Origin of the sequence: Iningainema tapete BLCC-T55 (genome assembly GCF_014698965.1) — a bacterium.
GTDB lineage: Bacteria > Cyanobacteriota > Cyanobacteriia > Cyanobacteriales > Nostocaceae > Iningainema > Iningainema tapete.
Genome location: NZ_JACXAE010000099.1, coordinates 65,526 through 78,470, shown reverse-complemented (window position 1 = coordinate 78,470; position 12,945 = coordinate 65,526). Strand labels below are relative to the sequence as shown.

General features: G+C 42.8%; 10 protein-coding genes. 7 read left to right on the top strand and 3 right to left on the bottom strand.

All coding sequences use genetic code 11. The annotated features are described in order from the left end of the window. Positions 1-71 precede the first annotated feature (71 nt). Both ICL16_RS33940 and ICL16_RS33935 read right to left on the bottom strand, forming a co-directional pair. A complete protein-coding gene (locus ICL16_RS33940; protein ID WP_202895850.1) occupies positions 72-239 on the bottom strand; it encodes a helix-turn-helix domain-containing protein in 168 nt (55 codons plus the stop codon). Between the two features lie 68 nt (positions 240-307). After that, complete coding sequence (locus ICL16_RS33935; protein ID WP_190835990.1) at positions 308-457, bottom strand: hypothetical protein; 150 nt, start codon at positions 455-457, stop codon at positions 308-310. A gap of 227 nt (positions 458-684) precedes the next feature. Between ICL16_RS33935 and ICL16_RS33930 the strand changes: the two genes are divergently transcribed. Beyond that, the gene (locus ICL16_RS33930; RefSeq protein WP_190835989.1) at positions 685-1,524 is read left to right on the top strand and encodes an Rpn family recombination-promoting nuclease/putative transposase; all 840 of its coding nucleotides are present in this window, start codon (positions 685-687) and stop codon (positions 1,522-1,524) included. 24 nt (positions 1,525-1,548) lie between these two features. Here ICL16_RS33930 and ICL16_RS33925 read toward each other — a convergent pair whose 3' ends face one another. After that, a complete protein-coding gene (locus ICL16_RS33925; RefSeq protein WP_190835988.1) occupies positions 1,549-7,239 on the bottom strand; it encodes a beta strand repeat-containing protein in 5,691 nt (1,896 codons plus the stop codon). Positions 7,240-7,576: 337 nt separating this feature from the next. Between ICL16_RS33925 and ICL16_RS33920 the strand changes: the two genes are divergently transcribed. The 6 genes from ICL16_RS33920 (at position 7,577) to ICL16_RS33895 (ending at position 12,856) form a co-directional block, all read left to right on the top strand. Further along, positions 7,577-8,002 carry a calcium-binding protein gene (locus tag ICL16_RS33920; RefSeq protein WP_190835987.1) on the top strand — a complete coding sequence of 142 codons (426 nt, stop codon included), beginning with the start codon at positions 7,577-7,579 and terminating at the stop codon, positions 8,000-8,002. 123 nt (positions 8,003-8,125) lie between these two features. Continuing rightward, a complete protein-coding gene (locus ICL16_RS33915) occupies positions 8,126-8,887 on the top strand; it encodes a Tic22 family protein (RefSeq protein WP_190835986.1) in 762 nt (253 codons plus the stop codon). Positions 8,888-8,990: 103 nt separating this feature from the next. Beyond that, entirely contained in the window at positions 8,991-9,752 is a 762-nt protein-coding gene (locus ICL16_RS33910; RefSeq protein ID WP_190835985.1) for a DUF928 domain-containing protein, read from the top strand. A gap of 500 nt (positions 9,753-10,252) precedes the next feature. Beyond that, complete coding sequence (locus ICL16_RS33905) at positions 10,253-10,477, top strand: hypothetical protein (RefSeq protein ID WP_190835984.1); 225 nt, start codon at positions 10,253-10,255, stop codon at positions 10,475-10,477. 275 nt (positions 10,478-10,752) lie between these two features. Further along, entirely contained in the window at positions 10,753-10,905 is a 153-nt protein-coding gene (locus ICL16_RS33900) for a calcium-binding protein (protein WP_190835983.1), read from the top strand. Positions 10,906-11,278: 373 nt separating this feature from the next. Next, entirely contained in the window at positions 11,279-12,856 is a 1,578-nt protein-coding gene (locus ICL16_RS33895; protein WP_190835982.1) for a galactose oxidase early set domain-containing protein, read from the top strand. The last annotated feature ends 89 nt before the right edge of the window (positions 12,857-12,945 follow it).

Sequence of the window (12,945 nt, the reverse complement as noted above, 5' to 3'; positions counted from 1 at the left end):
GTCGTAAGGGCTTTTCTCCACCTTCTATTCCTGCTGTTTCTTGACTCTTGTTTTTAGGGGGAAGTGAAAAGTTACCTATCGTCAATTGCTGAAACCACTTTTTCAATGGATTCAACAAGGTAGCGACGATGACCACCAGGGGATTTAATGCTTTTAATCTTTCCATCGTCTGCCCACCTACTCAAGGTTTTGGGATGATAGCCATAACGTTGTTGAGCTTCAGTTGGAGTGATATACATTTGGGAATGGAGTAATTGTCTGATTTACTCCATTATATCCTGGCTAATCCCAGTATTTTATTACTTAGTTAAATGGCGATCGCCAAACCAACACCTTCCCAGCTCCAGTTGGAGACGCTTTTGTAACGGGACGCTGCGCTCAGGGTGATTGCGCTCTTCGCAGTGCCGGAGGCGAACGCACCTACCCATTCCAAACTCAAAGAGCATCTTTGTCCCATCTGTTGCTCCCAACATATACTTAGATTGTTTCATGAGAATGCAGTATAAAACAAGAATATTTTCTTTGGTGAGCACAAATTTAATATTGCACTAAATCTGCTCAGCCGCAGATCAATTGATCTGGTAGCATTACTGAATTACAGTAGCAAAATCTCACACATCAGGAGCACAAAGTTTTTTTGCGCTTTTGCGTGAGGCTAACAAATAAATTTAGCTTGACTACTCCATGCGCCGAGATTCGATTTTTTACAAACTGTTTCAACAATCGCCCACACTGCTATTTGAACTGTTGACAAATCCGCCCGCAAATGCAGATGCCTACCGATTTGATTCGGTAGCTGTCAAAGAACCGAAATTTGAGATTGACGGGGTATTTCTACCACCAGAAAACGAAGGTGCCGGAGTAGTATATTTCTGTGAGGTGCAATTCCAAAAAGACGAACAACTTTACGAAAGGTTATTTGCCGAATCCTCGTTATATTTCTATCGCAACCGCCCAAGATTTAGCGACTGGCAAGCAGTAATCATTTACCCAACGCGCAGTATCGAACAAAGTGATGTTCATCCTCATCGAACCCTACTCAATGGCAACCAAGTGCATCGGGTGTATTTAGATGAGTTGGGCGATATTCGCTCTTTACCGTTATGGGTGGCACTGATGGTACTAACTACCGTAGAAGAAGATTTTGCAGCAGAACAAGCAAGGCATTTGTTAACCAGAACCAGTCGGGAAGTACCATCAACCGCAAGTCGCGCCATAATAGAGATGGTTACGACAATTATAATGTACAAATTTACACAATTGAGCCAAAGGGAGGTAGAGTCTATGCTAGGGATCACATTACAGCAAACGCGAGTGTATCAGGAAATTAAAGAAGAAGGACGACTCGAAGAAGCAGCTAACCTGGTGATTCGACAAATTACAAAGCGCATTGGGCAGAAACTCTCAGATGAAATAGTTGGGCGAATTTCTGGTTTACCATTGGCTGTACTCGAAGATTTGAGCGAAGCACTGTTAGATTTTCACAGTTTGGCTGATTTGCACGCTTGGTTAGAGAATGTTTAGAAGTGTTGAAGAGTTGAAAATAAATTAAGGACACTCTCGAGAGAGTACAAGCTCTCCATTTGCCAATCGATAAATACCTTGGGCTTCGACAATTGGAGCGGTGATTTTTTGTGGGCTGCTGCGTTTTGAATTAGTCCCAACTAACTCACCAGTTGAGATTGAGCGGATGGTTTCCGTAGGATAAGGAAAAAGGGGCGTATCACCAGGACGCTCAGCTAAACCACCATTGCCTGTAATTAAGAAAATACCACTAGATTGATTGTTGCGCTTAGCTATGCAACTATTAGCAATTAGCGCGTTAGCATCAATAATATTGGACGGTAGCTGGGTAAGGCCATTTTGCACAGCTTCAGTGTTTGGTGTATTAATATTGACTGCACCTGCCACACCCAAGGTCGAACTGGCAGTGATGTCACTCAAATCTGTTGACTGTGGGCGCGACTCAATGCCGAAGATATCACTATTAATCTGAATATTCCCACCAGTACCTGTGTAAGCGTTAGCAGTGATGTCACTATTTTCTTGTGGCACAGCAATGATAAATTTGGAGTTGATATTAATATTGCCGCCATCACCACCTTTTTGAGCAGTACCAGCATTGGTGGAAATTTGACTACCACGTCGCAACAGTAAGAGTTCCCCTAATTGCAAGTTAATATTACCACCTTGGCTGCTAGTTGTTTGCGCAGAAATCTCCGCTCCATTGTCCAGGGTGAGAATATCTGCAAGTATGGTGATATTCCCCGCATTGCCTGTACCATCACTATTCACTGAGATCTTTGCCCCATCTCTAATAGAGACTTGACGGGGAGCAATGAATATGCTTCCTCCAAGTCCCGTAGAACCAGGAGCAGTGTTAGCGAAGATACCACTGGTAGGACCTTGATTATTAATAACATCACTTAACTGGTCTGTTTGTCCTGGTTGGCGTAAGCGCTGTTCAACTTGGGCAAGGCGTTGAGTAAAGTTTGGGTCACTTCCTGCTAAAGTCAAGGTATCTTTGACATTCAGGGTGATAGTTCCAGCTTTCCCACTTCCACGAGTATTAGTTAGCACTTGTCCGCCATTGAGCGCTGCAAAGGAACTGGCATTAATTGTAATGTTGCCCCCGTCGCCAAAACCTGAACTACCAGCGGCTACATTAGCAGCATCCACTACTCGAAAATTTCTTGTTGTTACCGTAATATTACCTGCATTTCCGGTTGTTTCTCTATCCGTACTAGTCACCAATGCACTAGAAAATCCTGTAGAACCTATACCAGAAAGAGTGATAGAATCAGTTGTGGTGACGCGAATATTTCCCCCACGCCCTTGCGCTGCAGGTAAAATTCCTATGGGACGAAAAAGGACTGACTGGATTTGAGAGCCATCTGCTACAAAAAGAGAACGAGCAATTATGTCAATGTCACCAGCTTTGCCCACACCTCCAGATTCTACAGTAGTTCTAATTTGACTGGAGTTGGTCAATGTTACAGCATCATCTACCTTCACTGAGATATTACCTGCATCTGCTCTTCCACTAGTACTGGCATTGATGAAAGCATTATTGGATAACGACAGTGTTCCTGATTTTACTCGGATGTCTCCCCCCTTACCCACACCAGTAGATCCTACTGTGCTGAAAAGACCGCTAAAGCTTCCATTGCTGCCAGTACCGTTCAAGGTAATTGCATCACGGGCATCAATAGTGATATCGCCTGCTTTTCCTGAACCAACTGTGGTAGCATTTATTAGAGCACCATTGTTTAAATACAAAGATCCAGTTGTAACGTTGATGCTTCCGGCATTGCCTACAGCAGTTGATTCTACTGTGCTGTAAGCCCCAGTGTGAGTTTGATTGCTGCCAACACCATCAAACCTCACAATATCGCGAGCATTGATAGTGATGTTGCCGCCATTACCTTGCCCAGAGGTGCTGGCAGCAAGGTAAGCGCCATCGCTTACTGTGAAATAACCTGTTGTTACTAGGATATCTCCACCCTTACCCACACCAGTAGATCCTACTACGCTAAAAATACCGCTGGAGCGTCCATTACTGCCAGTGCCGTTCAAGGTAATGGCATTACGGGCATCAATAGTGATATCGCCTGCTTTTCCTGAACCAAAAGTACCAGCACTGAATTGAGCACCGTTGTTCAAAAACAAAGATCCAGTTGTAACTTTGATATTTCCAGCATCGCCTACGGCAGTTGATTCTAGTGTACTGTATGCGCCACTAGAATTTTGGTTGCTGCCAACACCATCAAACGTTACGCGATCGCGGGCATCAATAGTGATCTTACCACCATTACCTTGCCCAAAGGTGCTGGCAGATAGTCCAGCGCCATTGCTTACTGTCAGAGAACCTGTTGTTACCCGGATGTCTCCACCCTTGCCCACGCCAGTAGATGCTACCCCACTGAAAAGACCGCTAGAAGATCCATTGCTACCAGTGCCGTTCAAAGTAATGGCATCACGGGCATTGATAGTAATATTACCTGCATTGCCTTGCCCAAGGGTATTGGACGCAAGTTGAGCGCCATTGGTAAGGGAAAGCGAACCTGTTGTCACAAAGATATCTCCTCCCTTTCCCTTACCTTCCCATAATGATGAGAAAGCACCACTAGAGCGTCCATTGCTGCTGACCACACCATCAATGGTTATGTGATCACGGGCATTAATAGTAATATTACCCGCATTCCCCCTCGCAAAGGTATTCAACGCACCACCATTCGTCAATGAGAGAGTGTGTGTAGTGACAAAGATATCTCCTCCATTGCCATTATCTCCCAAAGTTTGGACTGAACTCTGAAGTCCATAAGTGCCAAAGCCTTCAAAGGCAACGACATCGGCATCAATTGTGATACTACCAGCATTGCCCTGCCCGAAGCTATTAGCATTGAGTTGACCACCATTTTTTAAGAATAGTGCCCTAGCATTCACGCGGATATTTCCACCACTACCTATGCCATTACTTCCTACTTCACTTCCGGCATTGCTCAGGAGACCATTTTCGCTGCCTACGCCCTCAAAGATGATGGTATCACGAGCATTTAAGGTGATATTGCCTGCATTTCCTCGTCCATCTGTGTCGGTAGACAGTGCAGCGCCGTTTTGTACTGCAAGGGAACCAGTTGTCAGCCTGATGTCTCCTCCTTTGCCTACACCTCCAAGCAAGCTGCTTTGCACACCACTAATTGCATTGCCCACTACGCCATCTATATTAACTGTGTCGCGGGCATCAATGGTGATATTACCTGCTTCACCTCGCCCAGAAACGTTGGTGACTAGTTGAGCGCCATTAATCAATGAGAGCGTCCCAGTTGTGACTCGGATGTCTCCTCCTTTACCCACACCGCCATCAAACACATAGCTTTGAGCAGAACTACCATCAAAACTAATAGTATCGCGGGCATCAATTGTGATATTACCTCCATCCCCGTTTCCGAGAGTGCTGCTAGTGAGAAAGGCTCCATTGGTTAGTGAGAGAGTGCCTGTTGTTACCCGGATGTCTCCGGCTTTGCCTACTGCCCCTAGTTGTACACTAGTGTTTGCATAGCTGTCGCTTTTACCATCCAAGTCAACGCGATCGCGAGCATTAATAATAATATTACCCCCATTTCCTTTTCCTGAAGTTCTGGTATCCAAAACAGCGCCATCAGTTAAAGACAAAGACCTAGCGTTGATGTTAATATCGCCACCATTACCCTCTGCTCCTGCTTCTAGTTTGGTGAAAATGCCACTGAAAAATCCGTTTTGATTCACTCCAGCCAAAGTGACGCGATCGCTGACATTAATATTCACACCTCCCGGATTGCCACGTCCACCTAGTTCTGAAGCGGTTGCACCCAAAATACTAGATTGCAGTTGAGCGCCATCTGTAAGGGAGAGTGACTCGGCTGTAATTAAAATACCGCCGCTATTGCCTACTGCACTCGCTCCCACATTGTTGTAGATGTTGCTATTATCTATAGACACAGCGCCCGATGCCTGCACAAACACTCTGGCTGCATCCCCTTGCCCATTGGTGCTAGCATTCAAAATAGCATCATCAGTTAAAGACAAAGATTTAGCGTTGATGTTAATATCGCCACCATTGCCCACCGCTCCTGCTTCTACATCAGTGAAAATGCCACTGGAAGAGCCATTTTGATTCACTCCTGCCAAAGTGATGCTCGTGCCTACATTAATATTTACACCTCCCGCATTGCCACGTCCGCCTGGTTCTGAAGCGTTTGCGCCTAAAATACTAGATTGCAGTTGAGCGCCATCAGTGAGGGAAAGCGACTCTGCGGTAATGAAAATACCGCCACTGTTGCCTACTGCACTCCGTCCCAAATTGTTGTAGATATCGCTATTAGCTAAAGATATAGCGCCCGATGCCTGCACAAATATCCTGCCTGCATCTCCAAGTCCTTTCATGTTGGCAATTAATTGAGCGCTATCAGCTAAGGAAACCGAGCCTGCAGTAATATTGATACTACCTCCTTTACCTACAGCTTGCGATTCGACACTGCTCAAGATGGCACTGGCTCCGGTTTTACCCAATCCAGTTAAGGCTAGCGCACCACTAACATTCAGATTGATGTTACCACCATCCCCTTGCCCAAAATTGTTAGTATTTAAATAGCTGCCATTGATCAGCGAGAGCGAACCTGTAGTCATGTTGATATCGCCACCATTACCAATAGATGTTGGTTGGGGAACATTGCCAATAAAGCTGTCATCAGTTAAGGTTGTTGCCAGAGTGGCATTAATATCGATGTTTCCCGCTTTGCTTTGCGGTGTACCCAATCCTGTATCTATCCCGGCACGTACTTTACTTTCTCCCGCCAAACTTAGGTTTTGAGCATTAATGGCAATACTACCACCATTAGCTCCACGGACATTAACTTCTGCCCCATTAGTCAGGGATACATCTGCTCTCGGTACTCCTTCTGGAACACTCAACTTAAAAGTATTACCCGCTACATCTAGCCCAAAACTTCCTGGTGTTGCTAATCCGGCTAACTCAATCCGACCTTCATATGCTCTAAGATTACCACCATCTAAGTTGACATTGCCGCCGACTAGCAGTAAACTCCGACCATCTGGCACTCTCAAACCTGTCACTTCATTACCAATCGGATCGAGTCCTGCCGATGCTGTTGACTGATTTGTAATTGAAGCTGGTGAGAGTTGGTTGAATAGTAAAGCCGATGGATTGATGGTTAGTAATGGAGAAGGTGCATTTGGGGCATCAGCACTGAAATTACCGAAATTACCAAATTGAAATGCACTGGCTGTTGTACCAACAAATGAGCCACCGACATTCAATGCGGCATTCGGACCAAAAATGATTCCGTTGGGATTGATCAAAAACAAGTTAGCATTACCAACTGTACCCAATGTGCCGAAAATTTGGCTAGCGTTAGTACCTGTTACTCGTGTGAGAATGTTTTGAATACTAGCATCAGGACTAAGGAAATATACTGAGCGTCCGGCATCGACATTGAATTCCTGAAAACTGTGGAACAAGTTTGCTCCCCTTATCGCTCCACCTGTTATTTCTTCCCGTGGCAATCCGAGCGCGTTGGGTGTGACAACAGAAGACTCGATACCGAGTGTGTTATCTGGCACAATGTTGCTTTGGGCTAAAACAGGGGTAGTGAAAGCGAATGTTTGATAGAGCGTGCAGGCGATCGCACCTACCCATGTATACTGCCAACATCTACCGAATTTGTACTCTTGTATCATCTCCTACACCCTATATTGGAATCTGCAATTAAAGTGCAGTATAAAGCAAGAATATTTTCTTTGGTTATGGTAAATTTTGTGTTGCACAAAAGTGCAATCAGTTATTCCTAAAAAAGCAATGCGATCGACACAAAAAGGTAACAAATTTTTTGCGCAACTTTTTATTGTATTAATCAAGCGCCGATTAGCAAGCGCAATCAAGATAAATAATGAGGCATTGCTAAATTAGGAGATCATTATTCCTACCTGCCTTACAACAGGTTTTTAAGTAGTGATTCATTACGCATTCTTTCATTTTTTATCTTCTACAATACCTCAACAATTGGAGAAAATTCACATGGCTATCTATTCCGGTACTAGTGGCAGCGATGTTCTTTATGGAAGCTCTTTTAACGACTCCATATATGGTTTTGGTGGTAGTGACTCTCTATATGGTTTTGGTGGTGGTGACTACCTAGATGGCTATGGCGGTGGTACAGAATATGACGACTTGTTTGGTGGTACTGGTTCAGATACTTTCGTCTTGGGTGACTCCGTCTTTGGTGTTTCTTACTTAGGTTTAGGCTACGCTACAATTAAAGACTGGAATGCCAGCGAAGATTACATTCAAGTTTTTAATGGATTCGGGCAATACAGGTTGAGCTATGAATACTGGGAAGGTTCTTCCCTTCTCGATACGGCAATCTACTATAACAATGATTTGATTGGTGTTGTGCAAGATACAACTAACGTCAGCATTTCCAGAGACTTCTTATTTGTTTAAACAACAATAGTTGCTATCACTTCAACACAAAATGCGACATCGTATCAGGGTGTATCTATACAAACAAAGCCCACCTGTGTGGGCTGAATAGGGTTTTAGCCTACGTAGACGGTGAGACAAGGTATGAAATCATTAGTTAGTTGGGCTGTCATGTTAGGTTTAGCTGGGATTCCCTTACTCTTTAGCGTCTTTAACCCAAATACTCCAGTATTTGCAGTGCCAAAAAAACAAGTCATTGACAAACTGAACGCAGTACCAATATTTTTAATTACAAATTCACAAGGTTTGCCACTTAGTCTTTGCTTATCTGAGGCTCAAAATCAGCAGGCAAAAGGTAGTTTTGTTACTAGCGTATATATGAGTCAAGAGGATGCTCAAGCTAAGGTAAGCGAATTGCAGAAATTGGAAGACAACGACCCAAACGTGACAGAATTGATCAAAAGTATGCGAGTAACGTCAGTGCCATTGGGGGTAATTTATCAACAAATCCAACAAACACTCAACCAGGCAAATCGACTATTATTTGCGTTCCAGCCTGTGCAACGGGAAGTAGAAAATGCAATGGAATTGCTACGTGCTAGTGGGCAACAGGTGCAGGAGTTTAAGAGCGTGCCTCTGTTTGCTGTGAGATTTGCTCCCAATCAAGGTTATGTACCAATCACAGTGGAATTACAACAGCAGGAATTGATTCCGCTATTTTTTAGCAAGCAAGATGCACAGAATCTTTTAAACCAAGTTAAGCCGCAATTAAAAGCAGCGGATATTCAAGTCATAGATTTAGACGAAGTAATTTCTACCCTCGAAGAGAAAAACTACCCGTGGCTCGAACAAATTGTTTTGATCCCAGACAAGGCAGCTAGAGAATATATCGATTCCGTAAGTTAATTTTTGTAAATATTCATACAAACAAAGGCAGAGGGTGGAATTTCGTAATTGCATTTTTTGTAAAAATTGCATAATTACAGTTTGTGATAGCGAACTAGTAATTATGAGTACAAAATTTTATTTACAAAAACTGCTACTTAGTTGTATTGTCATTATATCCCTGGCAATTGCAACCACAGCCGAAGCTGCCTACAAGCCACCAGCAAAGCCTTCTCGTCCGAAAACTGCTACTGGCTCAACTAGTACCAGAAGTACCAGAGGTTATGGATGTAGTGGTACTGCTCGGACAACCTTGACGGCACTTGCTCCACTAAGTCATTTTGGGCAAACTGTTTCTACTCAACCTACATTTGCTTGGTTTGTGCCTGATGTTGAAAGCCATTTAATGGAGTTTAGTCTTTATGAGTATGGCACAAGTGGTAAGGGCAAATTTCTGAAGAAGATTAATTTGCAAAGTTCTTCAGGAATAATGCAATTATCGCTTGCCAAAGAAAATTATCGTCTTTCGATTGGGCAGAAGTATCTTTGGCAAATCGCACTTTTATGTAACCCAAATCGTCCTTCGCAAGATTTGGTAGCAGCTGCTGTCATCGAAGTTGTGGCAATGCCACCTCCAGTGACAAATGCTCTGGCGCAAACAAAGGAACCATTAAAACAAGCAGAACTATATGCTGAAGCTGGTTTATGGTATGATGCAATATCTTTAACGTTAGGCGATCGCAACAACAAAGCTTCTAGTTTAAAGTTCCTGACGCAATTGAGTAAGTTAGAAGCTTCGGCTGCTACGACTTCTGAATATGGTTTGAAGAAGAGTTTGCAGCAACAGGCTTTGCAATTGGAGCAGATTGCTAGTATGGGGTATTAATTTATGAAGGGGTGAATTTTTAAAAATCATGATCCTTGTGGAGAGACGCCCCACCGGGGCGTCTCTACATTGGACACGGTTGACGACTCTTGACTATAAGTTAATAAAACTACTGCTATAATTTTCTGTTGATATATTAAAATAAAATGATTGCACAGAAGTTAATTAATTGTAAATTAAAATAATAAATTAACTATCTATAAAGCCAAGTCTCGGTTCTTCTACCTGAGCGCGAGCGCTATATAATACAACGTTTTACCTGTGTTTCAGGTGTCAGCAACAACTATGAATATTGAGAGTAACAGCACTCCATTCAACTTTATGTCAAGGATAATTCTTACCATAAATTAAAAAAAAACTTTGCACTTTTGGGTAGTATTTAAATCCCATTTTGAGCATAGGATTGACTTGTCTAGCTCTAGTGGATTTTCAACTATTGATAAGAATTTATAAGTTTAACAATCCCCTGGGTTTGACGCTCACAAGCAGATGTAAAAACTATGGCAACCATAATAGGTACAAGCGGAAACAATAATCTCTCCGGTACTTCACAAAGTGATACGATCTTAGGACTTGGAGGCAATGATACGCTATCAGGACTTGGGGGCAATGACACCTTAATAGGTGTTAATCTTGGTGCCGAAGATACGACCATCTGCCAGGGAAACAGCATCTTGTACACGCACTGTGACGTTCCCTGCATTCCCTTGTCCTGCTGTTATTAGAAGACAGTATAGAACAAGATTAATTTCTTTTATTAGCGTAAATTTTATCTTGCATAAAAGTGCAATCACTTTGTGATTTTGAAGCAATGCAATTGACACAAAAGGATAACAAATTTTTCGAGCAACTGTTTATTGTATTAATCAAGCGCAATTTACGAGAGCGCAACCAAGGTCAGAAATGGTCGATTCAACTGCAATGGTATTAAACATTTATTCACATAGTACTCTTCCATTTTTTATCTGAGAAAATACCTTAATAATCGGAGAGAATTCACATGGCTATTTTTTCCGGTACTAGTGGCAGGGATGTTATCAACGGAACTTCAGGTAACGATGACATATATGGTTATGGTGGTAACGATGCCTTATATGGTTATGATGGCAACGATGCCTTGTTTGGTGGCACTGGCAGCTCAACCTGCGATTAAATTGACTCAGAAGTTGAATACACTACGATGCCGAGAGTGTTCTATTTGACATTATTTTTTTCATTAATAAATATTAAGATTATAAGTTGTTCTGTACATTATATTATAATGAATTCATTGGATGAATTTTTTTCCGAATTACAAATTTTTGGAGCAGCATTAATTTCATCTGTAGATAAAGTTTGATAAACAAAACTGAGGTTATGCATAACGGATGCACTCTTTGCGTATAGAGAAGTAAATGTGTGTCCAGACGAATTGAGATGCTCTTACCTTAATAATCAACGACCTTTGAACTGAGAAACTGTCAACGGCAAAAGGAGACTTTTTCGTTGGCAGTGTTAAGGAATGTGTATTATTTCCCAAGAAAATTATGAAATCAAAACTTTTATCAGCTTGGCATAAATTAAGATGCATTTTTCCAAAAAATGTACTTGTGTTTGCAGCTACTGTGTTATTAACTTTAGGTTTCAGTTTTATTGTCAATTTAAACCTTTTCGTATTAGGACAAACCAACGAAGAAAATCCAGCTACACAAGGACAATGGAGTAGTATTATCGACCTACCTCTGATTCCAGCAGCTGCCGCTACACTTCCAGATGGAAAAGTCTTATTGTGGTCTGCATCCAATAGAACGGATTATACAATCGGGTTTAACCCACAGACTTGGACCAGCATATTTGACCCTATCACTAAAGAAGCAACCGACACCCTAATTTTCTCAACTAAGCACGAAATGTTCTGCCCAGGTACATCTCATCTTGCTGATGGTCGCATTTTAATAGCTGGTGGCTCCGACGATTCTGCTACCACGATTTACAATCCCTTCACTGATAGCTGGCAAAGTACTCAAACAATGAACATTCCTAGAGCTTATCAATCCAATGTCACCCTGTCCGATAGTCGTGTGTTTACCATCGGTGGCTCTTGGAAAGAAACAACTATCGCTAAGAATGGTGAGGTATGGCAAGATGACTTAGGTTGGTTACGCCTAGACAATGCTCTGGTTGATCCAATCATTGGTAAAGACCCCGAAGGTGTGTATCGTGGGGACAATCATGCTTGGTTGTTTGCCGCTTCAAATGGGAGAGTTTTTCATGCTGGACCAAGTCCCCAGATGAACTGGTTTACAACTTCCGGCTTAGGTAGTGTTACCTCTACAGGTAATCGTGGAGATGACACCTACAGTATGAACGGCACTGCAGCAATGTACGATATTGGTAAGATACTGAAAGCAGGGGGGGCAGAGGCTTACAGCTTGGGGTATCCAGCCAACAACCGTGCCTATGTGATTGATATTAATAACGATGTTACTGTGCGCAAAGTTGCGCCCATGCAATATGCTCGTGGTTTCCACAATAGTGTTGTGCTACCAAACGGTCAAATAATCGTCATCGGTGGTATGCCCAACCCTGTTACTTTCTCCGATCAAAATGCCATTCTGGTTCCAGAACTTTGGAATCCCATCAGTGAAACTTGGTCTAGCTTAGCTTCCCTGCTAGTTCCCCGCACCTATCATAGTGTTGCCCTGCTGCTTGCTGATGGTCGAGTATTTTCTGGTGGTGGCGGTTTATGTGGAAAGTGTGACGTAAATCATTTTGATGCACAAATCTACAGTCCTCCTTATTTATTTAATTCAGATGGCACACTAGCAGATCAACCAACAATAAATACAGCTCCTAGTACAGCAGTTTATGGGAGCACAATTGAGGTGACTACTAACAGGGCAATCAGCAATTTTTCTCTAATACGCTTTTCATCAGTTACCCACTCGGTTAACAATGACCAAAGGCGAATTCCTGTAACTTTTACTACAGCAGGAACCAACAGTTACAACTTAGAAATTCCTGCTAATGCAGGTGTTGCACCTCCAGGCTACTATATGCTCTTTGCTCTAGATAGTCAGGGAGTTCCTAGCGTTGCTAACACTATCAAAGTAGGTAGTTATTAGAGATCTCGTTCCCATGCAGAGCATGGGAACGGGGGATGTAGAAGCTGGGAACGAGGGCAGAAAAAGTTTTAAAGCGCCTCAGCTGCCTA

Bases quoted from the DNA above. Each gene is read 5' to 3' on its own strand.
- ICL16_RS33940 (WP_202895850.1), bottom strand. From the start codon at position 239: ATGTATATCACTCCAACTGAAGCTCAACAACGTTATGGCTATCATCCC.
- ICL16_RS33935 (WP_190835990.1), bottom strand. From the start codon at position 457: ATGGGACAAAGATGCTCTTTGAGTTTGGAATGGGTAGGTGCGTTCGCC.
- ICL16_RS33930 (WP_190835989.1), top strand. From the start codon at position 685: ATGCGCCGAGATTCGATTTTTTACAAACTGTTTCAACAATCGCCCACA.
- ICL16_RS33925 (WP_190835988.1), bottom strand. From the start codon at position 7,239: ATGATACAAGAGTACAAATTCGGTAGATGTTGGCAGTATACATGGGTA.
- ICL16_RS33920 (WP_190835987.1), top strand. From the start codon at position 7,577: ATGGCTATCTATTCCGGTACTAGTGGCAGCGATGTTCTTTATGGAAGC.
- ICL16_RS33915 (WP_190835986.1), top strand. From the start codon at position 8,126: ATGAAATCATTAGTTAGTTGGGCTGTCATGTTAGGTTTAGCTGGGATT.
- ICL16_RS33910 (WP_190835985.1), top strand. From the start codon at position 8,991: ATGAGTACAAAATTTTATTTACAAAAACTGCTACTTAGTTGTATTGTC.
- ICL16_RS33905 (WP_190835984.1), top strand. From the start codon at position 10,253: ATGGCAACCATAATAGGTACAAGCGGAAACAATAATCTCTCCGGTACT.
- ICL16_RS33900 (WP_190835983.1), top strand. From the start codon at position 10,753: ATGGCTATTTTTTCCGGTACTAGTGGCAGGGATGTTATCAACGGAACT.
- ICL16_RS33895 (WP_190835982.1), top strand. From the start codon at position 11,279: ATGAAATCAAAACTTTTATCAGCTTGGCATAAATTAAGATGCATTTTT.